Below are 25,840 nucleotides of genomic sequence, written 5' to 3' on the forward strand. Positions count from 1 at the left end.
GCATCCATCCGGTTAACTCGCCGGCATCCTCTTCATCCTGTTTATCCGGCCCATGGCCCCAGCTCCCGGTGTGATGGCTGGGCTGCAATGGCCCAGGTGAACACAGTACGGGTTGCGGCTGCGGGCTCTGTGTCGGTGTGGTGGCCGGTGAACACGCGGCGAGGGGGAGTATGGCCGCACCCGGCGGCCGAGCGGGGGCATCAGTCGAAGAAGTCGCTGATCTCCTTGTTGTTGTAATCGGCCAGCTGCTGCCAGGGGCGCGGAGTGGGCAGGCCAGGTTTAAGCGTCACATTCATCCGGTACTGCTTGTAGCCATCGCGGGTGTGGCGCTCTACCGCCAGCGCCAGCTGCCACTCTTGCGACCAGAGTACGCGCAGGATCTGGTTGTTCTGCTCCAGGCGGTACCAGCGAGCATCGCGGGCCAGGTCCGGCAAGGTGTCCTGCGCAGGTGACTCCGCCTCCGGCTGCATCAGGGCCAGGGTGCTGGGCGCAATCAAACGGTTCAGGCGTGGCCAGTCGGGCACAAACCCGGATTGGCTGTACTCGATGGGCGGGTAGTGCACCAGATTGCGGTGGTAGGCGTCGGCATAGTTCAGTTCCAGCGAGCCATCGGGCTGGCGGCTGACCCAGCGTGCGGCCATCTGGTACATGAAGTGTTTGTGCGGCGTCTTGGCCGTGTCGTGTTGCAGATGGAAGGCACGAGCTACCGGTAACGGAATCAGGCGTTCGCTCCACAGCATGTCGCCATCGCGGATCCAGCGCTCCTTGTAGCTGTGTTGTTGCGTGATGCCATCCGGACTCACTTCAAGGGTAACATAGGAGATCAATGCCTGGACCGGGGGGAGCGGGCTCTCTTCGCCCGGCTCCGGCGTGTCGGCGGCGAGGCAGGAAAATGGCAGTAAGATCGCCAGCAGCAGCGCGAACTGGAAAGGGTTCATGTCGACCTCTAAGACAAAAAGGCAGGCCCTGCGGGCCTGCCAAGACACGGATACTGTTACAGGCCGAGCGCAGTTTTAACCTTGTCGAACACCTTGGTGTTATCCAGTGTGCCCTTGAACAGGTCGGCGTTGATTCCCTTGGCGAACAGCATGACATCGCCGCCACCGTGGGTTTCAGAGCCCAGCTTGACGCCACTCTCTTGCAGGTAGCTGTCGGCCATGACTTGCTCGCTGGTCAGATCCTCGCGCACCTGTTTGCGGTTCGGACCGTTACCAAATGCCAGTGTGGTGATGGCATTGCCGTTGATATCGCGTTTGATGGTCTTGTCACTGCCTTCCTTGACCAGATCCAGCACATTGTTGCCCTTGGCAGAGTAACCGTTGATGGTCATGGTGTGGTCATGGTCGGCGGTGACGACGATCAGCGTGTTTTTCAGATCTACCTTGCCCAGTGCCGTCTTGATGGCATCATCGAATGCCGAGGCGTCCTGCAGCGCGCGCTTGGCATTGGTGCCGTGCAGCGCATGGTCGATGCGCCCGCCTTCGACCATCAGGAAGTAGCCGTCCTGGTTCTTGGACAGCAGGTCGATGGCCTTGCTGGTCATCTCGGACAGTGAGGGTTGGGTGCTGGCGCTATTGGCCTGACGATCGAGGTCATAGTCCAGGTGCGAGGTTTTGCTAAACAGCGCAATCAGCCGTGAACTGCTGGCCGGATCCACGGCCGCCAGCTCACTCTTGGTGGTGGCGGTGGCATAGCCCTGGGCCTTGAGTTCGGCCATCAGATCGCGACCATCGGCGCGGCCGCGCTTGTTGTTGTCCTTGTCATAGGGCGTCCAGTAGTTGGCCCCGCCGCCCATCAGGACATCGACACCATCGCCAAGGGCGCTGTTGAAACCGGCACCGCCAGGGATGGCCTGGGCCGCGATGTCATAGGCGGCATCACGGTGACAGACGTGGGCATAGGTGGCGGCCGGCGTGGCGTGCGTCAGCTCCGTGGTGGTGACGGCGCCGACGGCCTTCCCTTTGGCCTTGGCCAGCTCCAGCAGGGTGCTGACGGCCTGACCATTGCTGCTGGCACAACCACTGAGGCCGTTGTTGCCATTGGCATCCTTGACCGGGGATTCGGCGACGGTATCGGCACTCATCGAGATCACTTCGTTATTCATCTTGACGCCGGTCATGTAGGCCGACATCGATGGTGCCGAGTCGGTGGTTTGGGCGTCATGGGAGAAGGTCTTGATGCGCGCTGTGTGGTCCAGCGTCTCCATGGTCAGTTGACCGGCTTCTCCCACCTTGTACAGGCGGGTGGCGGTGACCGTAGTCGGCCCCATGCCATCGCCGAGGAAGAAGATGACGTTTTTGGCCGTTGCCGCCTGGACACCGGTGGAGAGAAGGGCCATCAGGACGGCACTGCTGAGTATCATGGGTTTGAACATGTCGTGGACTCCTTGTCTGGCGCTTACAGGCCGGCGGCGGTTTTGAGTTTGTTGAAGACGGCGGTATTTTCGATGACACCGTGGAAGCTGTCGGCATCGTGACCGATGGCGCCCAGGAAGACATCGGTGCCACCGTGGGTCTCGCTGCCCGGGCCGCCGATGTTAAATACGACTTCCTGGCGGTAGTCATCGGCGCTGGTCATGGCGTCGTCGATGGCGGTGCGCGGTCCATCTACGCGATTGGAACCGTTACCGAAACCGATGATGGAATAGGGGGCACCATCGGCGTCCAGCGAGGGTTGACCGATGTTGCTGCCACCGTAGTTCTTGACCACGCCGAGCACGCCGGCCTGGCTGCTGGTGGTTTTGCCGGTGCGCTGGGCATAACCGTTCAGCACCAGTGTATGGTCGTGGTCGGCCGTGACGACGATCAGGGTGTTTTTCAGATCCGGATCGATGACGCGCATCTTGTCGATGGCGACCTTGATGGCATTGTCAAAGGCGACGGTATCCTGCAGCGAGCGCTTGGCATTGGTGTCGTGCAGGGCGTGGTCGATACGGCCACCCTCGACCATCAGGAAGAATCCCTTCTCCTTCTGGCTCAGCATGTCGATGGCCTTGGAGGTCATGTCGGCGAGCGCAGGCTCGGTCGGTGCCTTGCCATTGAGACGATCCAGGTCATACGACAGGTGGCTGCCGTTGAACAGGCCGAGCAGCGGCTTGCTGTTATCGGCGGCGATCAGCTCGTTGAGGTTGCTGGCATAGGTATAGCCCTTGGCCTGCAGTTCGGTGATCAGATTGCGGCCATCGCTACGGCTGCCGGAGTTGGCCTTCGGCAGGAACTGTTTGCTGCCGCCACCGAGTATCACGTCGACGCCATCACCCAGCGCGCTGTTGAAGCCACTGCCACCAGGAACCAGTTGGGCTGCGATGTCGGTTTCCAGATCGCGGTTACAGATATGGGCATAGGTGGCGGCCGGGGTGGCATGGGTTACCCGGGTGCTGGTCACCACGCCGGTGCCCATGCCCTTGGCCTTGGCCAGCTCCAACAGTGTGGTCACCGGTTTGCCGGCACTCTGGCTGCAGTCGGCCAGCTGGGTGGCATCGCTGTCCATGGAGATGACGCCGTTATTGCTCTTGACCCCGGTCATGTAGGCGGCCATCGAGGGGGCTGAGTCCGTCACCTGCGCATCGTGGGAGTAGGTCTTGATGAACGCCGTTTCCGGCAGCGTATCGATGGTCAGATTACCCTCTTCGCCGACGGCATAGATGCGAGTGGCGGTCAGGGTGGTGATGCCCATGCCGTCACCGAGGAAAAAGATCACGTTCTTGGGGGTCGAACTCTGGGTGTCGTCGTTGCTATCACTGTTGCAACCAGCCAGCAGCAAACCGGCTGACAGCAACAGGGCGAGGGGGGCCATTTTGTACATTGTGTGTCTCTCCTTGGCTGAAAGTGACGCTGATGCTAGGAGAGGGGAGTGACATTTTTATTTAATTATTGTTAAGAGTTATTATGCCCGCATCTTGGTGGCTTACTGATAACATGTTGATTGTTATATTATAACGTTACATGCCCATGTGTTTTCCTGTTGTGCAGATTGCATATTAATTCATTTTTGTTTTGTGCTTATTGGCCGGCATAGGGGATGACCGCATCCGCTTCCAGCCGATAACCGGCATTGGCCAGATCGCTGTGCGCATCCTCGACCCGCAGACGGCCACTGACCTTGATGGCATCCCACAGCGCATCCGCCGGCACTCCGCCGGGGATCTGCACGAACACGACCTGGTTGGTGGGCGGCGGCGGGACATGAATGCAGGCACCAAAAAACGGCACCAGCAGGAAGGCCGTCACGGTCTGGCCATCGCCCTCCAGTGGCACGGCGTAGCCCGACAGGCTGACGGCGTGGCGGTCGAGCGCTGGATTCACGGCGGCGCTGACTTGGGGCGCCACCTGATTATGCTGGTTGCTGGTTGTGGCCTGGACAGCCGCCTGCTCGCCAGGGGCCAGCAGATTCTTCCAGTTCAGTTCGCGGTAATCTGCGGCGAACCCCGTGCTGGCCAGCCCCCACAGGCTGAGTACGATCCAAAAACGTAACATCGATATTGCTCCCTTCAGACGCGGATGGTCATGCCATCGCTCAGGCTGTAGCGGTAGGCACGCAGTGCTGGTAACAAGCCTGCCAGCAGCCCTGCTCCCCAGACGGCGGCCAGCCGTTGCCATTGGCTGGCATCCGGCCAGCTCCAGGCCAGTTGCAGACCATACTGTTGCTGCAACAGCGGTGCGGCCAGCGCCTGGGCCAGATAGAGGCCACCGAGGCCCAGCAGCAGACCGAGCGAGGTCAGCAGCAGGGCTTCGACGCCGAGCAGCCGGGCCAGATAGCCAGGTCCGGCACCGAGCGAGCGCAGGATCGCCAGTTCGCGGCGGCGGGCATCCAAACTGGCCAGCTGGGTGGTCAGCATGCCGATCAGGCCGGCGATGACGACGAAACCGGCAATCACCGACAGTGCGGTCTGCGCCACGGCCATCAGGCTCCACAGCTCCTGCAACGTGGCTCCGGGCAGGATGGCCAGCAGCGGCTCTGCGCTGTAGGTATTGATTTGGCGTTGCAGCTGGAATGCCTGGATCGGACTCTTGAGGCCGATCATAAAGGCGGTCAGCGTCCTGGGAGTCAGGTCGAGTTGCCGGGCCTGCTCAGCGTTGATGGCCTGTGACGGCATGCCACCTTGCCATCCATAGTGAATCGCCTCGATGCCGGCGAGCGGCACATGAACGGTGCGATCGATCGGCGTACCGGTCGCTGCCAGTATGCCGACCACGGTAAAGGGCAGGTTGTCGTGCTGGCTGAACGAGACCTTGCCGGCACCATGGGCGACGACGATGGCTTGTCCCAGGCGGTAGCCCAGTTTTCTCGCTACCTCGGCACCCAGAACCGCCTCGAGCGGACTGCTGAAGGGGCGGCCCGCCTGTAGCGTCAGCGGTTGACGGTGACCGTAGCGCAGATAGCGAAAATAGTCGTCATTGGTACCCAATACCCGGAAGCCGCGGTGTGAGTCGCCCAGCGACAGCGGTATGGTCCAGGCGATGGCCGGATTGGATTTCAGTGCCTGGTAGCTGTCCCAGCCAACGTTGTTGGTGGGGTTGCCGATACGGAAAACGGAGTAGAGCAACAGGTTTACCGGACCGGAACGGGCGCCGACGATCAGATCGGTGCCAGATACCGTGTTGGCAAAGCTGTCACGGGCCTGGTTCTGCAGCCGGTCCACGCCCAGCAGCAGCATGACGCTGATGGCGACCGACAGCAGCGTCAGTCCGGCCGTCAGACGGCGAGCCAGCAGACTGTAGAGCGCCAGTTTCAGCATGCCAGCCTCCGGTTCAGTGTCTGCATGCTCTCGGCGCGGTCGAACAGCGTTTCGAGCTGGGCATCGTGGCTGACGAACAGCAGGGTGCTGCCCTGGCGTTCACACTCGGCAAACAGCAATTGCAGGAAGGCACCACGGTTGTCACTGTCCAGCGCCGAGGTCGGCTCATCGGCGATCACCAGTGGCGGGGCGCCGATCAGTGCCCGTGCGGCCGCCACGCGTTGTTGCTGGCCGACGCTCAGGCTATGCACCGGGCGTTGGTGCAGCGTTTCCGGTAGTTGCAATGCTGCCAGCAGGCGCTGGGCCTCGGCGCGGGCTTCACCGCCGAGGCGAGCGCGTTTACTGGCCGAAAATGTCAGTGCGCACAGCACGTTATCCAGCACGCCGAGAAAAGGTAACAAATTGAATTGCTGGAAAATGTAACCCAGATGGTCGGCACGGAAGCGATCGCGTGCTCGGGAGGAGAGGCGCGCCAGCGGTTGATCCAGCACACGCAGCGATCCTTGATGCGGGGTCTGGATGCCGGCCAGCAGGCTCAGCAGTGTGGACTTGCCGGAGCCGGAGGCACCCTTGATAAACAGTCGTTCGCCGCGGCGGACCCGCAGCTCGGGGATGTCGAGCACGACCTGGCCATTCGGCCAGGCAAAACGCAGCTGCTCAATTTCAATGACATTCATAGCATTACCATGTGACAGTCGGCTGGCTGGCGCTCAGTTCGTTGCGATCCGGCACTCCAGGCAAAATGGCTTGCAGCGACAGCTTTTGCAGTGTCGGGTAGTGGCTAAACAGCGTCAGTGTCAGGCTGTTGAGCTGCTCGGGTTGTTGGCACACAAAGGAGTATTCGGCCCGGATGTCACTGTGTTGATGATCTTCTTCGTGCTCGTGCTCGTGTGCTGAGTCGTTAGCATGGGCGGCCTCGGCAGTGTGCTCGTCCTGGGCATCCGCATGGTCATGCACCTGTTGCTGCTGCAGCTGGCAGCGGGCGGCGGCAGGCAGGACAAACAGACGATCAGCCTGTTGCAGGTGCTGCAGTGCCAGGGCTTGCTGTTGCTGCTCCTGGGTCGTGCGCGGTGCATGTTCAAAGCCGACCAGATCGGCGGCGGGGGCGTGCAGCTCGATCAGCAGTTGCTGGCCATCGAGGGCGAGGTTGAGTTCGCCGTGGCCGTGTTCATGGGCGGCGTGTTCCTGGGCGAGGACGCTTAACGGCAGCAGCAGGATACAGGCGGTGAGGGGCAGGGTAGAGGGATGCATGACGTCTCCTTGATGATCCGGAAACAGCAGAAATAACCGATAAATGTGACAGTTTTGGTAGTGGTGGCCTACTCAGGGGCGCGGTGGAGGGGCACTGTGACCGGATCACCAGCGCGCACTGCCGGCAAGACGCCGCGTTCTGTCCTGCGGCGAGTTGTGTCGGGTCATGACGCGATCTGCACTGCAGCCAGCCGGGCAGGAGCAAGCGGATCCTGGGGGCGGTTCTGGCTATGCTGCCGGCTGGTGCGCTTGCACGCAGTGGCCCCCTAGTCCGCCGGCTCCGGCTGGTCGAACAGCATCTGGTGCAGGCCATCGAGCATGATGTCGCCGGTATGCAGCATCAGACAATCCTGCTGTTCTGCGGGCAGGTGCCCGAGGCGGATCAGGGTTTCACCAAACGCCAGCAACTGTTGCTTGAACAGCAGGCAGTGCGCTGGACTCAATCCTGCCTCCAGTTGTTGCCGAATCAGCTGTAACCGGTGAAAGGGGCCATCCGGGTGCAGGTACTCCTGATGCAGCCAGAGGGCGGCGGAACAGCCCAGTTGTTGTAACGGGGCAAACAGCTCGCGAAAATGAGCGTCCTGTGACAGGCGGACAAATTGCTGCCGTTGCAGGGGGGACAAGTCACCATCCTGCAGACTGGTGAGCAAAAAGATCTGTACCGGGGCGCTGGCCATCGCCAGCAGCAGTGGAGAGTCCTCGTGGGTCATGATGTTTCCTGTGCTCTTGTGCTTGTCGTTGTTATCAGACCGCGTCGGCGGTAGGGCTACGATAACCACATGAGACTCATGACTCTATCTTTTGCGCAGTAAATAGCCAAGCGGATCACTCGGGCCCGACCTGCGGGCCCGAAAGCGGCGGTATTTAGCGTTTTAATCGCCAGATCTGTGTCGTGCCAGCGGGAACCTGCAGCGACAGGTCGCCGCTGCCGGAGGCCTGCAGCGATGCCGGGTTACCAAACAGCGGTTGCCACTGACTGTTGGCCATGCCGGTTGGCAGCGTCACGGCGTGAGGTTGGGAGGCATAGTTGATCGCCACCAGTACCGTCTGCTGCTTGGTCTGGCGCAGGAAACTCAGGGTGCTGTCCTGGGTCAGCAGGGTCAGGTCGCCATAACGCAACGCCGGATTGCTCTTGCGCAACGCGATGAGCTGTTGATAGAAGTGCCATAGCGAGTCAGGGCTGGCCTGTTGATCGGCGGCGTTATAGCGCGCCAGATTCTCCGCCGGGCCGCGGAACAGCTGGCTACTGCTGCTGAAACCGCCGCTGGCACTCCAGCTCATTGGCGCACGCAGCGCCCAGTCACCGCCGTTGCCGGCACTGTGCCCCATGCCGATCTCTTCGCCGTAGTAGATGAACGGCTGGCCGGGCAGCGTCAGCTGGGTGGCGACGGCCAGTCGGTATCTGGTTTCGTCACCGGAGAAGGCCTCGATCAGGCGTTCGCCGGCGTAGGAGTCGTGGCTCCCCAGGATGAGTCCCATGTTGGCCAGCGGGTAGCTGGATAACACCCGTTTGAGGTCGGGGGTCACTTCGCCGGCGCGAACCGAGGCTCGCACTGCATCGTTGAAGCCAAACGCAAAGGCCGAGCCACAGGCTTCTTTACTGGCGGCGCCGATAGGGTCGGTTGGCTCTTCACAGACCATGAATCCGTTCGGGTAGCTGCCGCCGATCAGTTGTTGCAGATCGCGCAGTATCACCTTGTTTTCCGGTTGCGACTCATAGGCGTGTTTGCCGTTTTCCACTAACTGGCCGACGGCATCGAAACGGAAACCGTCGACCCCCAGGTTCATCCAATAGCGCAGGTTGTCGTGATGATAGGTCAGGACCTTGGGGTTTTTCAGATTGAAGTCCGGCATCTGTTCCCAGAATACGCCGTAGTAGTAGTCATGCGTTGGCTTCACCCGGTGCCAGCTTTCGCTGTTATCCCAGTTGACCCAACCCGGGTCATGATCCTGCCACACATACCAGTCGCGCTTGTCGTTCAAGCGGTTCTTCGAGTCGAGAAACAGCGGGTTCTGGTAGGCGCTGTGGTTGATCACATAGTCCATGATGACGCCTATACCGCGGGCATGGGCCTGGGCGATAAATTCGCGGAAGTCCGCCTCGGTGCCGTAATCCGCTTCAACCTTGCGGTAATCCGTGACCGCATAGCCGTGGTCGCGATCCTGGCTCTGATTGACCGGCATCAGCCAGATGCCTTGAATACCCAGTTGTTGCAGGTAGTCGAGCTGACTGGTTAAGCCGCGAAAATCACCGATGCCGTCGCCGTTAGAATCTTTGTAGCCACGGACATAGATCTCGATAAACACCGCGCCTTGCGACCAGTGGGCCGGCAGTGCGCTGTGGGGGGGCTGGGCAGCCACAGGTTGCATATCCAGTATCGCTGAGGTGGCCTCGACTTTCTTGGCGACCGCCTGAGTGGGCGCAGCCGGTGTCGCGGCAGGGGGCGTGACTCCCTGCGAGCAGGCCAGCAAACCGCTGCACAGCGCAGTGATGAGCACGGAAGGGCGCATGATGATCCTTTGGGTGGATGAAAAGGCCTTATTCTAGGGGCGGAGGAGCGGTAGCGTCTGTGAGACGCTACCGGGTTCCGCACCTTGGCATCCGGTTGAGGATTACTCCTTCATACCGGCATTAAGGTTCACACGGCTCTGCGTGATGATGCTGCTTGACTGGAACAGTTCGCTGACGTGCTGGTTGCCAACTAACGCCTGATGTTCCCGACTGCCGTCACTGTTCATCCAGTCATGCCAGCTGACCCAGTAGCCGATAGCCGGATACTGATTCAGTACGGAGGCATAGTGACGCGTGTCGTAACTGCCGGCAGTCGATGCCGCGCCGCCCAGGGTGGGACCATATTCGGCCATTCCCAGCGGCTTGCCGAATTTGCGGTAGCGGTTGTAATCGTCAATCGACAGACTGTCGTCGTAGCGGGTGCCGGCGACCACATCGACATGGTTGGCGCCGGGGTAGCACCAACTGACATCGGCGATGCCATAGCTTTCATCGGTGGTCAACGGGCCGCGGTTGGGGGAATAGACCCACAACAGATTATGCAGCCCTTTCTCTTCGGTGAAGTAGGTGTACATGTCTGCCCACAGTTTCTTGTAGGCCTGACACTGACTGCTGCTGGATTGTGTCGAGATCCCCCACCAGAACCAGCTGCCGTTCATCTCCTGCATCGGGCGCCACAGCACCACGACGCCCGCATTCTGCAGCTCCTGCAGGGCGGCGGCGACTCGATCCAGCTTGCGCAACCAGACGCTGTGAATCGGCTTTCTGCTGTCTGTCAGATCGTTGAGATTGACGACCGTCATGTCTCCACCGTAGGTGCGGGTCAGATCGCCGCCACCGATGTTGTTGACCAGATCGCTTTCGTCGTTCCACCAGGGATTGTTCGGGCTCCAGTTGATCGTGACCAGTCCACCGCCTTGCCAGTGGGCAATCAGCTTCTGATTGGCGGCGGAAAGTTGCTGCGGAGTGAAGATGCGATCATATTCGTAATCGAGGCCTACTAGCGCGGGGATCTCGCCTGTCTCGGTCTGCAGCGCCTCGAGCAGGGGGGTATAACCCACTGTCCCTGTGGTATTGAGGATCTGGTCGCCATGCCCGGTGTTTTGGCCAGCCAGTACTCCGCTGATCTCGTCATTGCTCAGGCGAGCCAGATAGCGCATGACCTGGCCGGTGGCGTCGCTGGCATCGGCATCGCTGGGTTGCATCGTTGCCGCCGGGTATTCACTGGTGGGGTTGTCATCGCTGCCACCGCCACAGGCGGCCAGGCCGAGGCTGACGATCAGCAGACCAAGCCGATAAGGGGTCAATCCGGAAGGGTGTCTCATCTTCTTTCCTTAGTATTTGAGTTGTATTTAACCGCGCCGTGTTTCATTTGGCACTTTACGCGCTTTTACAAAACTGAATAAAGAATCAGATTCAAAGTGTGCTGTTGCTCACTGAGCGCCTGCTACTTCATGCCATTGACGGGATCGATTATGCTGGGCGGGTAATTTGGCTTTGGTGTTATTCCGGACGTTCCCGATGTTAAAAAAGCGTGTTCTTGGTCTGCTGTTGCTGACCGCCTGTTCTTCCACTCCCCATTCCCCCCAACCGACGCCCCAGGCTCGCGTGCGCACCGTACCTGTCGCACTGGCGATTCCGGTGCCGGTAGAATTACGCGGCCAGGACAAACGGCCCCAGGAGGCGCTGCAGGCGTTTACCTACTCCTGTCCCCGCTTGTCGGTGCAGTGGCAGAGTCTGTGTCGGCAGGCCCGATTAACCCAGATGACGCCACAAGCCGCGCGGCAATTCTTCCAGCACAACTTTGACAGTTACACCTTTGACAGCGGCAGCGGGTTGCTGACCGGCTATATGGAGGCCCAGCTCAAGTGCAACTGGCAACGGACTCCCACCTATTCCTATCCGGTCCACGGTGTGCCGGCGGATCTGCGCAAAGGGGTGCCGTACCTGACGCGCCGCCAGATTGAAACCACTCCGACGCCGGCATTGCGTCGAGCCGAGTTGCTGTATTGCGACAAGTTTGATGCCTTTGTGCTCGGTGTTCAGGGCTCGGGGCGAGTGGTGATGCCGGATGGCCAGGTCGTCAAACTGACCTATGCCAGCAAGAATAACCGGGCCTATACCTCTATCGGCCGGGTATTGATTGATGCCGGCGAAGTATCGCGTGAGCAGATGAGCATGCAGGCGATCAAGCACTGGGTACAACGCAATCCGCAGCGCATCGACTGGCTGTTACAGCAGAACGAATCCTACGTTTTTTATCAGATTGACACCCGAGCCGATCAACCCGTCGGCCCGCCCGGCGCCATGGCCCTGAAGGATGGGCTGATGCCGTTCCGCAGCGTGGCGGTGGATCCACAGCATATCCCGATGGGCACCCCGCTGTTTATTCGCAGCCAGTGGCCGGATCAATCGCCCTTCTCGCGCATTGTCATTGCGCAAGACAAGGGCGGAGCGATCAAGGGGCGGATCCGGGCCGACCTATTCCTCGGTCACGGTGATTTGGCCGACGAACTGGCCGGACGCTTGCAATCACCACTGGATCTGCATGTGTTGTGGCCGAAGGGCTGGCCGGTGCCGAATCCTGAATGGGTCCCTAGTCCCTTCACGAGTTAAATGGCCGTTGCCCACTTTGGTGAGGGCCATCAAAAAAGTGGTGGATAGACGGTATTGTGTGCCTGAAGTCGTGAGCCAGGTTGTAGTGGTCGACAACGGAGTTGCCGCACAATCTGGCCTCTGCGTTATGCAGTGAAGTGGCCCGGCAGCAGGACGCGGCGGGGCGTGGCAATCTCGGGCAACAGGTGAGTGATGATGTATCAGGGATGGGCGAGTCTGCAGCTGTGGGGCCTCTTGGCTTCGGGCATCATCATCATGTTGCTCGTTCTGTTGGCATGGTTGTGGCGGCGAGTCCGTCATGTTGAACAGACCAGCCGCTACATGCAGACACTGATGGACAGCCTGCCGGATCTGTTATGGGTCAAGGATGAGCAGTCGCGTTTTCTGTTCGTCAATGCCCGGTTCAACAAGATCTTCGGGCGTGCACCCAAAAGCTTGATTGGGTTGACCGATTATGACTTGACCGATGCGGTTCAGGCCGAGGCCTATGTTCAGGATGACAGACAGGTATTGCGCAGTGGCGAGTCGTTGCAGCGTGAAGAGCTGATCTGTGGTGAGCAGGGCAACAAGGTCTGGGCCGAGACGATCAAGATGCCGGTGTTTGACGAGCGCGATCGATTGGTGGGGACGGCAGGTATTGCCCGGGACATTACCGCACGCAAGCAGGCTGAGTTGCTGTTGCGCGAAATGGCCCATCAGGACTATCTGACCCGGTTGCCGAATCGTCCGGCGCTGGCTGGACGCATAGAACAGATATTGTTGCGCGCCCGTAGCGAAGCATGCTGCGTTGCACTGTTCTTTTTCGATCTGGATAACTTCAAGGATCTCAACGATAGCCGCGGACACTCTACCGGGGATGGATTGCTGCGCCAGATAGCAGAACGACTGCAGGGGGTGCTGGGCCCCTATGACGCGATCGGCCGGTTTGGGGGTGATGAGTTTGTGGTGGTGCTCGGTAATCAATCCAGTCGCCTGGCGGCCGTACGGGCCGGACAACAGTTACGCGCCCTGTTCGAGGTGCCATTTGAGCTGGACGGTGTGGAGTACGCGATTAGCAGCAGCATCGGCATGAGTTGTTTTCCTGACGATGGTGATGATTACGAGACCTTGGTCCGTAATGCCGACATGGCCATGTACCACGCCAAAGCCCAGGGCAAGCACCGCATCACGGAGTACAATCCGCAGATGGGGGAGGAGAACCTGCGCCGCATCAGCATGGAACAGCAATTGCGTGATGCGCTGCGACGACAGGAGCTCTCGCTGCATTATCAGCCGAAACTGTCGGTATGTCGTCATGAAGTGGTCGGAATGGAGGTGCTGCTACGCTGGCACAATCCGGTGCTGGGGACCGTCTCTCCTGCCCAGTTCATTCCGGTCGCAGAACAGTCGCGGTTGATTCTGGAGATTGGCGAATGGGTGCTGGAAGAGGCGATGCAGCAAAACCTGGCCTGGCAGCGGCAGGGATTACCGTTATTGCCGATGGCGGTAAATATTTCCGCCTTGCAGGTGCATCAGCATGACTTTGTGCCGCGCCTGATCAGCCGCATGACCCGGCTGGGCTATCCCGGTTCTCGACTTGAGCTGGAGCTGACCGAAGGCGTCGTGATGGAAGGGGCCATTCCAGTGCGCCGTTATTTCGAACAGCTACGGCAGCTCGGGGTGCGTATCAGCATTGATGATTTCGGCACCGGCTACTCCAACCTCGGTTACTTGAGCCGCTTCCCGCTGGACACGCTGAAGATTGACCGCAGCTTTGTGTCGGACATTGATGCCCAGCCGGATAAGCAGCAGATAGTGCGAGCCATCGTGCAACTGGCGCGCTCCTTGTCGGTCAGTGTGGTCGCCGAAGGGGTGGAGAATCAGCAAGAGCTCGCCTGTGTCGAGGCGTTGGGCGTCGACGAGTTGCAGGGCTATCTCTTCTCCCGCCCCTTACCGGCCGAACTGTTCAGTCACTATCTGGGGGCGACGCGAGGCGTGGCCTGACGCGTGACACCCAAGACCTTAACTTTTCACCTCGGCGCGGGCGTCCGCGCCCGCCGACCGATCTTTATCCTCCGTTTCGACAAATACCGAATCTGCCTCTCGCCGCTCGAATCGCGCACAAATCGCCCATGATGTTGGTGCCTATGCGGCCCCTTTTTCTTGAAAGCGCTACCGCTCGCAAAATGTAAACGGTTCCTAAGCGTGAGATCACACTCTTTGTTGATAGCTAACGCAATTAAGGCGTTAACCCTTAGCATCTTTACGCACTGAGCGGATTGACAATAAAGATGTCTTAAGACACGGGCCGCCAGAGGACTCAGAAGGGTTAACAACACAAGGAATGACTATGAACAAATGGTTGATGCCAACAGGCCTCTGCCTATTGGTCGGTGCAAGTATGCCGGCGATGGCGGATTATTATTTCCGTGGTACGCCCAATAGTTGGGCGGCGACGGCCATGACCGCAGTTTCATCCACCCAGTATGAAACCTGCCAAAGTTTTACCGGTGGTGATGCCACCGGCGGTCCCCGCTTCAAGATCGATCGCTACGGTGACTGGAAGGAATCCTACCCGTCTGCGGATTACACGGTTTCGTCCAACACCAGCTACAAGATTGTCTTCGACAGCAGCAGCAAAACGGTGACCGCGACGACGGTCAGCAGTTGCAGTTCAGCTGGTACCACCACTGCCGAGTGGTTCTTCCGTGGAACCCCCAACAGCTGGACCAGTACTGCGATGGCACTGCAAAGTGATGGCCAGTACTGCACGGACCAGACCTTTGGTGCGGCCAGCACCTCACCCCGTTTCAAGATCGATCGCTACGGTGACTGGAAGGAGTCCTATCCCAGTGCCGATTACACCGTCACGGCGAATACCAGTTACAAGATCTGTATCAATCCGACCAGCAAGGTGGTCACGGCGACGGCAGCTCAAACCGCGGATACTCAAGCGCCGGTTGCGGCAACAACGCCGGTGGCCGGCACCTATACCGGTGCCCAGTCCATCAAGCTGACGGTCTCCGATAACCAGGATACGGCTCCCAAACTGTATTACACGCTGGATGGCAGCACGCCCACGACCTCCTCGGCCCTGTATGCCGGCGAGACCATACTGTCACCGAGTTCAGGCACCTTCACCATCAAGACACTGAGCGTGGATGCCAGCAAGAATCAGCAGGTGCAGAGTTTTGCCTTCACGCTGACGACCGCTCCGGTCGATAACTGGTACTTCCGCGGCACCCCGAACGGTTGGTCAACCACGGCGATGACCCTGGGTAGCGATGGCCTCTGGTGCACCACCCAGCAGTTCGGCGCCAGCAGTACCAATCCGCGTTTCAAGATCGACCACAAGGGTGACTGGACCGAGGCTTATCCGGCGCAGGACTACACCGTCAAAGCCGATACCAGCTACAAGATCTGCTTCAATGCCAGCAGCAAGGCCATCACGGCCACGGCGCAGGGGGTTGTGGATACCCAGGCGCCGGTCGTCAATGCCGACCCGTCGGCAGGCAGCTATACCGGGACCCAGTTTGTCAAACTGACAGTCTCTGACAATGTGGATACGGCGCCCAAAGTGTATTACACGACGGATGGTAGTGAACCAACCACGGCGTCCAGCCTGTATAGCAACCAGACGTTCACTGCCGAAGACAAGGTCACCGGCTCTGCGGCCGATCTGGTAATCAAGACCCTGGCGGTGGATGCGGCCGGTAATCAAGCCAAGAACACTTTCAGCTATGTCATCGGTCAAAATGTGGTCAGTGGCGATTTCCGCGGTGAGTCCATCTACTTCGTGCTGACGGCGCGCTTCTTTGATGGCGATCCGAGCAACAACTACTACAACCGCGACCGCTACAAGGCTGGCGATCCGCACTGGCGTGGTGATTTCAAAGGGCTGATCGCGCAACTGGATTACATCAAGGATCTGGGCTTTACGGCGATCTGGGTAACCCCTCCGGTAGAAAACCGTTCCGGTCTGGACTACCACGGTTATCACGCCTATGACTGGTACAAGGTGGATCCTCGCCTGGAGTCGGCGGATGCCACGTACCAGGACTTCATTACTGCGGCGCACGCCAAGGGACTGAAGGTGATTCAGGATGTGGTCATCAACCACTCCAGCCAATATGGCATTCGTGATGAAGTCTGGATTGACCACCTGCCGATCAAGTATTACGTGCCAGCCGGTTCCAGCCAGGGGCTGATCAACAATGGCCCGTATCAAGGCAACCTGGGTGACTACAAGTCAGTGAATCGTGACGACAACGACAATGCCGTGGCTCCGTCCTGGTTCCAGGCGCTGCATAACAGCGACCCGGAAGGCAAGGTCCCGTTTGTCGATCCGAAGACCGGTACCACGCTGCCGAAGGCGGGCTTTGATGCTAACCGTTTCTTTGGCATCGATGCGGCAGGACTGGATCCGAACTGGTATCACCTCGACGGTTTCATGTCCGGCGGTGACTGGGAAAATCCGACGTCGTTGCAACGCAAGCATATGGCCGGGGATTGCGTTGACCTGGCAACCGAGCGGCAAAACGTCAAGGACTACATCAACGGCGCCATTCACAAGTATCTCGATATGGGGGTTGATGCCATTCGTCTCGATACCGCCAAGCATGTCGAGCGTAATGAGTTGCTGACCTATACCCATGACTGGCAGGCATACAAGCCAGGCCTGTTCATCTTCGGTGAAGTGCTGGTCAAGGGGGCGGGATTCGGCTCCGAGATCACCAATGACAATGCGCCTGCGGATATTCGTCCGTGGTGGTACACCCGTACCGGCAGCAGCAAGTCGCAACCGAGCGGTGACTCCAAGTTGTCCGTGTTTGACTTCCCGCTGTTCTCCACCTTCCGTGACAACGTCACCAAGGGCAGCCTGGGCGGGATCAAGGGCGTTCTGGATTATGACTGGACCTATGCCGACCCGACGCAGCTGGTCACCTTCTTCCAGAATCACGACGTAGGTCCGGACAACGACTTCAAGTACCGCTTCGGTGGTCAGCAAGCCTATGCAGCCTTGGCTTATAACGTGCTTTGGACCCTGCGTGGCATCCCGTCGCTCTATTACGGCGAGGAAGTGATGTTCCAGGGCGGGTTGCCGCAAGACATCGCAGGCAACAGCGACACGCTGGATCAAACCGGTCGCGCCTACTTTGGTGACAAGCTGGCCAATCCGGCGGCGTTGCAAGCGCACCCCTTGTACCAGCATATCAAGCGCCTGAATCAAATTCGTAAGGCGGTGCCTGCGCTGCAAAAAGGGAGCATGAGCAGTGTTAACGAGTGGGGCAGTGGTATGAGCTTCATTCGTGATGCGGGGACTAGCTATGCCGTTGTTGGCCTGGCGACCGGCAATAGCGAAACGATGACCGTCTCCGGGGTGAAGAACGGAACCTATCGTGACGCTGTCACTGGTCGTGAAGTGACGGTTGGCAATGGCAACCTGACCTTCACGGTCAATCCGTACTCCATCGGTGTGTATGTGCTGTCCGGCCCAGGCAAGATCGGTGCCGACGGTACCTGGCTGAAATAATGACCCACTCCCGCCAGGAGTGAGTCGATGCATGGTGAAGGCCATGCAGGTGGGCAGGAGGCGATGTCTCCTGCCCTTTCATCAAGCGGGTATCGGTTTCCTGCGCCGGAGGTCTTGTCGTAGCCCGGAGGAGTCATGCCGCAAGGCGTGAACGACCAGTGATGCTGTCGGTCGGTTGGTTTGGCTATACGCCCGCACATAACAAGGAAAGTGACACAACATGCAGAACATGAAGGAAATTGCGCCACGGAGGCTGAGACACAGCGTCTCGGTGCTGGCGCTAGGGGTGATGATCGGCTTGTCGTCCGCTGCGCAAGCGCAGATTGCGGCCACGCACGTCTATCACAACCACATGCCCAATTTCTGGCCATATTACGATGTCAGCAAGTATGACGCCCTGCCTGTCGGCTCGGCGATCCGCTACATGTACGATGGTCAGGTCAAACAGCTGAAGGCCAGCCCACCATCCGGATACAGTTTTTATATCCCCAACACGACAACGCCGATGCCGCATGATGACTTGGAGTCATACTATGCGCACCATGCCAAGAAAGGGGCCTATCTGAGCTGGCCGATGGAGACGGCAGCCAGCAATGCCGGCAGCCATCCGTTGAGCCAGACCCATGTCACCATGTCGGCCGCGGTGATCAATAACGTGCAGAGCTTTGCCGAACTCGGCAATCAAGATGGCTATGGTCTGGGCTGGGGCGGCTACTGGCGTTCGACACAGCAAGCGTACAAGACCACCAATGGCTTCAAGGCGCTGGACACCATCCACTTCACTGGTCACCACAGCATGGGGCCGCTGGTGGGCAATGACTATTTCCTCAAGGATCTGATCTATCACAATGTGACGCTGGCGCAACCCTATTTCCTCGGTGACTCATTCACCTCCTCCAAGGGGTTCTTCCCAACCGAACTGGGTTTCTCCGAACGGCTGATTCCGGTACTGAACAAGCTGGGTATCACCTGGTCGGTATTGGGTAACGTCCACTACTCGCGCACGCTGAAGGATTATCCCTATTTGAATGATCCCGGGGTGGATACGGTCATCTCTCCACCGAACCGCGCCGATCTGCAAAACGAAAGCAACGTCGGCTCCTGGGTTTCGCTGAACATGTTCAACGAAAAGCAGGTCACCCGTAACAAGTTCCCGTTTGCCTCGATCCCGCACTGGGTGCAATACGTTGACCCGGAAACCGGCGTGGTGTCCAAGGTGGCCGGTATTCCTGTGGAGCAGGCCAGCTCCTGGGAAGAGGGTTATCAGGGCTCTGTGACCGCGGCGCCGCTCAAGCCGTTTGAATCGGCGGCAGCAGCACTGGGTCGCACCCAGTACTTTGTCATTGCTCACGACGGTGACAACAGCTCAGGCCGTGCCGGCGATGGTGGCACCTGGAAGAACTCAGGCTATGTGACCTACTCCGATTCCGGTGTCACCGGCAAAGGGGTGGATGAGTACCTGAAAGCCCATCCGATTCCGGCGGACGACATTGTGCACGTACAGGATGGCTCCTGGATTGATACCCGTGACTCCTCTGCCGACCCGACCTGGTACCACTGGCACTTGCCGATGGGGGTCTGGAACGGTCAGTTGTCCGCATTCAACACGGCACACGGCACCAGCTATACCTCTCAGTATGCGGCGAATGGCGATCTGCGTCAGCACCTGCCTTCGCTGGAATACGGTTACCACTATCTGGAGCGTAACTTCGCGTTGCTGCAAGCGGCCGAAAACTACGCTAAAACGGCAGAGCAAATCTGGCTGGATACCCATCCAAACTACTGGTCACCTACCTCGGCGCTGGATAAGCAGGTCACCTATGCCGGTAACCAGCTGAACCCATGGATGCTCTCCTATCCGAAGAAGGGGGATGCCAGCAATGATTACGCCGGCGGTGCCAACCCGGCCGAATTGGGGTGGTACTTCCTGATCGCCAGTATTGACTCCGGTTTCGGTTACTATGACGAAAACGTCGATGATGGCGTCAAGCCGACCATCTCGTTCAATCAGTCGCTGTACTTTACCGAGCCTTATGTCACGGCCAACCTGGCCAAGGACAAGACGGGTCCGTCCCTGTGGTGGCCGCAACGTTACCCGTACAATCCGGGCAGCGCCAACGCCTCCAAGGCAGAAGGCTGGGCCAAGATGTATATGGATAACGAGTTTGCCATCTACACCTATGCCTATGACGTCAGCGAGGTTGCCGATATCCAGCTGAAGGTCCGGGTGCATACCGCCAAATCAGCGGATCCGAAGGACAAGACCTACCAACTGTACGATCCTGCCGCCCATTCTGGCGATGCGAACGTCAATCCGGCGAACGTCGGCGATTGGGTCTCCTACGACATGAAGGAGCGCGATCTGACGCCGGACATGAACGGTGTCAGCTGGCAGCCGAGCAGCACCGCGGCCTTCCAGGTCGTACAGGCCAAGAAGATTGGCAATCTCTACTACACCTATCTGAGCGACTATCGTGACCAACTGCTCGATTACTATATCGAGGCCACCGACAGCAAAGGCAACGTCACCAAGAGTGTGATTCAGCAGGTGTATGTCGGGGCCGGTCGTTACAGCATGGTCGACGGCAAGAAGGTTGAGGATCTCAACGGCTCGATTCCTGGCGAGCATGCGTTCTTCACCGACAAGGCTCCGGCCAAGAGCGTGACCCTGTATGTGCAGGGGAGTGCCGATGGTATCGCCAGCCTGAATGTCGACACCAAGGATGAAGGCGCCAGCAGCTGGGACAACCAGCAGGTAATGCCGTTAGCCGGCAGCAACCGTTATTTCCGCATCAAGGATACCTACAGCGGTGACGTTGGGGGGACCTATCTGCGTTATCAGGAGGCAGGTAACAGCACCTACAAGCCGAGTGCGGCAGGCAAGCTGTTTGCCGAAGGTGTCTATACCCTGGCGGCTGATGGCTCTGTGACATCAGGTAAACCGGCCGATCTGAAACTCAGCACCACCATCTATTACAAGAACACCAGCTGGAGCAAGGCGTGTCTGCACTACCGTGTCGACAGCGGTACCTGGACGACAGCACCGGGTTCAGTGATGAATGGTCCGACCAAGGACTGGTTCTATTACACCGTCGACCTGGGGGCTGGTGAACAGCTGGAGTTCGTTCCGAACAACTGCAGCGGGACCTGGGATAACAATGGGGGCTCCAACTACAAAGCCGCGGCGGGTGAGTGGTCATTGACCGCAGGTGTCATCACCGAGGGTGCGCCGGATATCGATGTCAACAAGGCACCGGTTGCGGTCATCACCCCGGGTAGCCAGACCGTGACGGCGGGCACGCAAGTTACGCTCAGCGGTGCCAGCTCGACCGACAGCGATGGTTCCATCGTCAGTTACAAGTGGAGCACGGGTGAGACATCGGCGTCTATCAATGTCACTGTCAATCAGACGCAGACCGTCACCCTGACCGTGACCGATGATGACGGCGCTACGTCGTCTACCGCAGTGACGTTGACCGTGCCGGCCAATCAGGCTCCGGTAGCCAGCATTTCGCCGGCCAGCCAGACCGTCAAGGCTGGTACCGTCGTCACGCTGAGTGGCATCGGTTCTAGCGACAGTGATGGCTCGATCGTCAGCTACAAGTGGAGCACCGGTGAGACTACACCGAGCATCTCCGTGACCGTCAACCAGACGCAAACCCTGACCCTGACGGTCACAGATGATGACGGCGCCACCGCCAGTACCTCGGTAACCTTGACCGTGGCGGCGAATAAGGCTCCTGTCGCCAGCATCACCCCGGCCAGCCAGACCGTGGCTGCCGGGACTGTGGTGACCTTGAGTGCTGCGGGCTCAACGGATAGCGATGGCTCGATTGCCAGCTACAAGTGGAGCACGGGGGAAACGACCGCCAGCATCGCTGTGACGGTGAATCAGACCCAGACCATCAGTGTGACGGTAACGGACAACGAAGGGGCGACGGCGACAGCGGCAGTGACCCTGACGTTGAAGAGCACCGAGTATCAGCATAACTTCAGCCAGCTCTATTACCGTGGCACCACGAATAGCTGGGGCAAGACGGCGATGACGCTGGTGGCGGATAACACCTGGCAGACCACGGTGACGTTTACCGGTGCGGCTGACAGCAGTGGTGCCCAGCGCTTCAAGTTCGACCTCAACGGCGATTGGGCCACCAACTACGGTGATACCAACAAGGATGGCATCCTCGACAAGACCGGTAGCGATATCTACAACACGGCCGTCGCTACCTGTGTGGTGAAGGTGAACGACGCGACGCTGGCTTATTCAGTGACGTGCCCTGCCGCCCCTGTAGTGACGCTGACACCGGGCAGCAGCACTATCCTCAAGGGTAGCAGTGTCACATTTACCGCTGCCGCAACGGATAGTGATGGGACCATCCAGAGCTACCTGTGGGATACCGGTGAAACCAGCAGCACGCTGACGAGAACCTTCAGCACGGCGGGTACCTATACCGTCAAGGTCACGGTGACTGACAATTCAGGTCTGTCTACCACGGCCACGGCCACAGTGGTGGTGACTGACAGCTATGCCAAGAACTTCAACCAGCTCTACTTCCGTGGTACGCCGAACGCTTGGGGCACCACGGCCATGACGCTGGTGGGGAACAATACCTGGCAGGTGGTCGTCACCTTTACCGGTGCCGGTGACAGCAGTGGGACTCAACGCTTCAAGTTCGACGTCAATGGTGATTGGACCAAGAACTACGGGGATACCAACGCAGATGGTACGGCTGAACAGACAGGAAGTGATATCAAGACTTCCGTGGTGGGCAGCTACAAGGTCATCTTCAATGACAGCACACTCAAATACAGTGTGACGGCTCAGTAATCACGCCGCAGGCCCTTTCGAGGGCCTGCTTTTTTTCGACTGGACGATCATCAGGCACTGCCGGCAGCGGCCGGGCTTACGGTGTGTCGGACAGCAGTGCTCGCAGGACGATATGGGTCTTGATCATCGTCAGATGCGGAAAGGTCTCGATCTGCTTGCGGATCTCCTCGACCCTGGCCAGGTGTCCCGCCTCGATTGCCACCAGCAAGTCGGTGTCCCCGCTGATGCTATAACACTGACGCACCTCGGGAATTTGCCGTAACAACACCGCATACTCTTCACAGCCGATCATCCGGAAGCTCAGCTCGAAAAAGGCTTTGACCCCTTCTGCTGCCGCATGGGGCTGAATATGGGCATGGTAACCGGTGATGATGCCATCCTCTTCCAGCCGGCGCAGTCGTTCGCTGACTGCCGATCGGGACAGAAAAACACTTCTGGCGAGATCAGAGATGCTGAGTCTGGCGTTGTCCCGCAACAGGGACAGCAGTTTTTGATCGAAGTGGTCCACGCTCTGTTCCATAGCGCAAAACGACGGCCAAGGCGTCATTTTGTCGTGTTAATCCGTTACTTTGGGGGGTTACTTGCGCCAGGCGCGTGCCTAACATAACAAAAAATATTCTGGGACCAAATGGAATGCCTCGTCTGAATAAGGAACTGGGGTTGTGGCAGGGCACAGGCCTGTTGATGACCTCGCTACTAGGTACCGGCATCTTCGTCGTGCCGGCCACGGCCGCAACATTGGCCGGGCTTGGCTCGTTGTGGGCATGGAGCCTGTTGATTTTCCTGGTATTGCCGATCGCCTTCACCTTTGCCCGTCTTGGGCGCATTTACCCGCACTCCGGCGGCGCGCCGCATCTGATTGGCCGCGCGTTCGGCGGCGGAGCGGAACGGTTTGCCGCCTTCTTGTTTCTGGCGGTGTTGCCTGTCGGACTCCCGGCGGCGCTGAATATGGCTGCCGGGTTCTGGCATGCCGTGCTGCCATTGACGACGACCGGACAGTGGTGGATTCAGATTGCGACATTGGGCGGTGTACTGGTGATTGGTTGTCGTGGTGCCGGGGCCTCCGGACGGGTACAGATGGCGATAGCGCTGTTGATCATGCTCGTCACCTTGTTGATTATATTCAGCTCATCGCTGCGAATGGATGATCTGGTTGCACCGAGGCCGGTTGCCGGCAATTGGCTGAAAGTTGGCGATGCCCTGGCGGTGATGTTCTGGTGTTTTGTCGGCCTTGAAGCGTTTGCGCATATGGGTGAAGAGTTTCATCGCCCGGATCGCGATTATCCATTGGCGCTGTTGCTGGGTGTCGTCCTGGCAGGCGCTATCTACTATCTGCATTCGGTTGTGGTGCTGAAGGCCGGCGTCTACGGAGATGAACGGCTTAACGGCATGGCGATTCCGCAGTTACTGGCTCAGCAATACGGTGAACCGGCACTCTGGTTAGCTGCGTTGCTGGGCTATCTCTCCTGTTTTGCCAGCATCAACATCTATCTGCAGGGGTTTGCGCGTCTGTTATGGAGCATGGCCGAGGAGGGCAAGCTGCCGTCTGGGCTGGCGGTGCGCAGTCGGCGCGGGGCGCCGGTGCGCGCACTGCTGTGTGTGCTGGCGGTCTGTGCCCTGGCTGTGTCGCTAGGCAGTCACTGGCAACTGTCGCTGGCGACGCTGATCCGTTATGCCAATGGCAATTTTGTGCTGATCTACCTGTTTTGCATGGTGGCAGGATGGCGTCTGCTGTCGGGCGTCTGGCGCTGGCTGGCGCTTCTGTCGGCGCTGCTCTGTGCGCTGGTGTTGTGTACGCTAGGCCAGAGTTTGCTCTATGCATTGACGTTGGGAGGGCTGTATGGCGGTGTTGGTTTGCTATGGCGTTGCGCAGATCGTGGTTGCCTCGCCGAGCGAAGACAAAAAAGTGCAGCTTCTGACTCAAGTCTGTCACAGTCTGGCCGATAATCCTGGTTGAGGAGGAATCTGATATGAACGTGACTGCGTCATCATCCAGTTATGGCCAGGAAGCCATGATCGCCTCTTTGGGCAAAAAACAGCAGGAAGCCGAAGGGCAGGCTGCGTTGCAACTCTTGCAGAGCGCAACCCAGTCGGTACAAGCCGTCTCACGTCCGACTCCGGAAGGCAGTCTGGGCATGAACGTGGATGTGTTTGCCTGATCTGAAATCCCGATGAACGTGCATAATCACAGGGGGCCTGCCGGCCCCCTTTCTTGTCTTTAGTCGATCACTCTTTGCCGTAGACGTTGTTTTCCTGTTCACGCACGCGAATGAAGGTCGTGCGTTTGGTCAGCTCTTTCAACGTTGCGGCACCGACATAGGTACAGGTTGAGCGCACGCCCCCCAAAATGTCACGTGCCGTGGCGTCGACGGGGCCGCGGAATGGCAACTCAACGGTCTTGCCTTCCGAGGCTCGGTATTCGGCGACCCCGCCAGCATGTTTGTCCATTGCGGATGATGAGCTCATACCATAGAACTGCATGAATTGTCGCCCATCGCGTTCGACCATGTGGCCACCGCTTTCGCAATGCGCCGCCAGCATGCCTCCGAGCATGACAAAGTCTGCGCCACCACCGAATGCCTTGGCAACATCGCCTGGGCAAGTGCAGCCCCCATCACCGACAATGTGCCCTTTGAGGCCATGGGCGGCATCGGCACACTCTATGATGGCCGAAAGTTGCGGATAGCCAACGCCAGTTTTCACCCGGGTCGTGCAGACAGATCCAGGCCCAATCCCGACCTTGATAATGTCGGCACCGGAGAGAATCAGCTCTTCAACCATCTCGCCGGTGACGACATTCCCGGCACAGATGACATGACTGGGGAAGGTGTCGCGCATCTTCTTGACGAAGTCGACGAAGTGTTCTGAATAGCCGTTGGCAACATCTACACAGATGAAACGCAGAAGAGGGGAGAGCGCCAGGATGGTTTTGACCTTCTCATAGTCCGTCGAGGAGGTGCCGCTCGATACCATGACGTGGCGTAATACGCTCTCGTCGGCACTGGCAACAAACTGTTGCCACTCTTCGACGCTGTAGTGCTTGTGTACGGCGGTCATCATCTCGAAACCGGCCAATGCCCGGGCCATGGCAAAGGTGCCGACCGTATCCATATTCGCGGCGATCACAGGGATGCCACTCCATTGACACTGTGCATGGCGGAACGTAAACTCCCGCTCCAATCTAACTTGGGAGCGACTGTTCAGGGTTGAGCGCTTGGGACGAAAGAGCACATCCTTGAAGCCAAGTTTCAAGTCTTCTTCAATACGCATAGTCTTGATCCTGTGATTGCCGCAGAGTGCGGACACAAAAAAACCGGAGGTTGTTGAGGCCTCCGGTTTTCAGCATTCTAGCCAGAATATCTTTCGAGACAAGTCTGCAATTTC

General features: G+C 58.8%; 18 protein-coding genes. 6 read left to right on the top strand and 12 right to left on the bottom strand.

The features are described from left to right. Positions 1–200: 200 nt before the first annotated feature. The 10 genes from ACFOSS_RS14965 to ACFOSS_RS15010 form a co-directional block, all read right to left on the bottom strand. Complete coding sequence (locus tag ACFOSS_RS14965; protein WP_377154056.1) at positions 201–938, bottom strand: hypothetical protein; 738 nt, start codon at positions 936–938, stop codon at positions 201–203. Between the two features lie 56 nt (positions 939–994). After that, positions 995–2,374: an alkaline phosphatase gene (locus tag ACFOSS_RS14970; RefSeq protein WP_377154058.1), complete on the bottom strand. Its 1,380-nt coding sequence runs from the start codon at positions 2,372–2,374 to the stop codon at positions 995–997. Between the two features lie 23 nt (positions 2,375–2,397). Further along, entirely contained in the window at positions 2,398–3,804 is a 1,407-nt protein-coding gene (locus ACFOSS_RS14975) for an alkaline phosphatase (RefSeq protein ID WP_377154059.1), read from the bottom strand. A 197-nt stretch (positions 3,805–4,001) separates the two neighbouring features. Continuing rightward, complete coding sequence (locus ACFOSS_RS14980) at positions 4,002–4,475, bottom strand: DUF3299 domain-containing protein (RefSeq protein WP_377154061.1); 474 nt, start codon at positions 4,473–4,475, stop codon at positions 4,002–4,004. A 14-nt stretch (positions 4,476–4,489) separates the two neighbouring features. Beyond that, a complete protein-coding gene (locus ACFOSS_RS14985) occupies positions 4,490–5,737 on the bottom strand; it encodes an ABC transporter permease (protein WP_377154064.1) in 1,248 nt (415 codons plus the stop codon). Continuing rightward, positions 5,731–6,414 (bottom strand): ABC transporter ATP-binding protein, encoded by a 684-nt coding sequence (locus ACFOSS_RS14990; protein WP_377154065.1) that lies wholly within the window; start codon positions 6,412–6,414, stop codon positions 5,731–5,733. Before ACFOSS_RS14990 ends, ACFOSS_RS14985 begins: the two co-directional genes overlap by 7 nt. Positions 6,415–6,418: 4 nt before the next feature. Continuing rightward, positions 6,419–6,988: a ZrgA family zinc uptake protein gene (locus tag ACFOSS_RS14995; RefSeq protein WP_377154067.1), complete on the bottom strand. Its 570-nt coding sequence runs from the start codon at positions 6,986–6,988 to the stop codon at positions 6,419–6,421. A gap of 266 nt (positions 6,989–7,254) precedes the next feature. Further along, complete coding sequence (locus ACFOSS_RS15000) at positions 7,255–7,698, bottom strand: hypothetical protein (RefSeq protein WP_377154069.1); 444 nt, start codon at positions 7,696–7,698, stop codon at positions 7,255–7,257. A 154-nt stretch (positions 7,699–7,852) separates the two neighbouring features. Continuing rightward, the gene (locus ACFOSS_RS15005; protein WP_377154071.1) at positions 7,853–9,499 is read right to left on the bottom strand and encodes an alpha-amylase family glycosyl hydrolase; all 1,647 of its coding nucleotides are present in this window, start codon (positions 9,497–9,499) and stop codon (positions 7,853–7,855) included. A 102-nt stretch (positions 9,500–9,601) separates the two neighbouring features. Beyond that, positions 9,602–10,825 (bottom strand): glycoside hydrolase family 26 protein, encoded by a 1,224-nt coding sequence (locus ACFOSS_RS15010; protein WP_377154073.1) that lies wholly within the window; start codon positions 10,823–10,825, stop codon positions 9,602–9,604. 196 nt (positions 10,826–11,021) lie between these two features. Here ACFOSS_RS15010 and mltA point away from each other — a divergent pair, with 196 nt between their 5' ends. From mltA to ACFOSS_RS15030, 4 genes are all read left to right on the top strand, one after another. Continuing rightward, positions 11,022–12,116: a murein transglycosylase A gene (gene mltA, locus ACFOSS_RS15015; protein WP_377154075.1), complete on the top strand. Its 1,095-nt coding sequence runs from the start codon at positions 11,022–11,024 to the stop codon at positions 12,114–12,116. A gap of 195 nt (positions 12,117–12,311) precedes the next feature. After that, on the top strand, positions 12,312–14,099 hold the full coding sequence (locus ACFOSS_RS15020; protein ID WP_377154077.1) for a putative bifunctional diguanylate cyclase/phosphodiesterase: 1,788 nt from the start codon (positions 12,312–12,314) through the stop codon (positions 14,097–14,099). A gap of 346 nt (positions 14,100–14,445) precedes the next feature. Further along, positions 14,446–17,628 carry an alpha-amylase family glycosyl hydrolase gene (locus ACFOSS_RS15025; RefSeq protein ID WP_377154079.1) on the top strand — a complete coding sequence of 1,061 codons (3,183 nt, stop codon included), beginning with the start codon at positions 14,446–14,448 and terminating at the stop codon, positions 17,626–17,628. Positions 17,629–17,848: 220 nt separating this feature from the next. Then, entirely contained in the window at positions 17,849–22,456 is a 4,608-nt protein-coding gene (locus ACFOSS_RS15030) for a PKD domain-containing protein (RefSeq protein WP_377154081.1), read from the top strand. Between the two features lie 76 nt (positions 22,457–22,532). Here the strand turns inward: ACFOSS_RS15030 and ACFOSS_RS15035 are convergent, their stop codons facing one another. Then, positions 22,533–22,964 (bottom strand): Lrp/AsnC family transcriptional regulator, encoded by a 432-nt coding sequence (locus ACFOSS_RS15035; RefSeq protein WP_377154084.1) that lies wholly within the window; start codon positions 22,962–22,964, stop codon positions 22,533–22,535. 125 nt (positions 22,965–23,089) lie between these two features. Between ACFOSS_RS15035 and yjeH the strand changes: the two genes are divergently transcribed. Beyond that, the gene (gene yjeH / locus ACFOSS_RS15040) at positions 23,090–24,403 is read left to right on the top strand and encodes an L-methionine/branched-chain amino acid transporter (protein WP_377154086.1); all 1,314 of its coding nucleotides are present in this window, start codon (positions 23,090–23,092) and stop codon (positions 24,401–24,403) included. Positions 24,404–24,426: 23 nt separating this feature from the next. Continuing rightward, entirely contained in the window at positions 24,427–24,615 is a 189-nt protein-coding gene (locus ACFOSS_RS15045) for a hypothetical protein (RefSeq protein ID WP_377154088.1), read from the top strand. A gap of 67 nt (positions 24,616–24,682) precedes the next feature. Here the strand turns inward: ACFOSS_RS15045 and ACFOSS_RS15050 are convergent, their stop codons facing one another. Beyond that, positions 24,683–25,726 carry a GMP reductase gene (locus ACFOSS_RS15050; protein WP_377154090.1) on the bottom strand — a complete coding sequence of 348 codons (1,044 nt, stop codon included), beginning with the start codon at positions 25,724–25,726 and terminating at the stop codon, positions 24,683–24,685. Positions 25,727–25,840 lie beyond the last annotated feature (114 nt).

The organism is Pseudaeromonas sharmana (genome assembly GCF_042649925.1).
Taxonomy (GTDB): domain Bacteria; phylum Pseudomonadota; class Gammaproteobacteria; order Enterobacterales; family Aeromonadaceae; genus Pseudaeromonas; species Pseudaeromonas sharmana.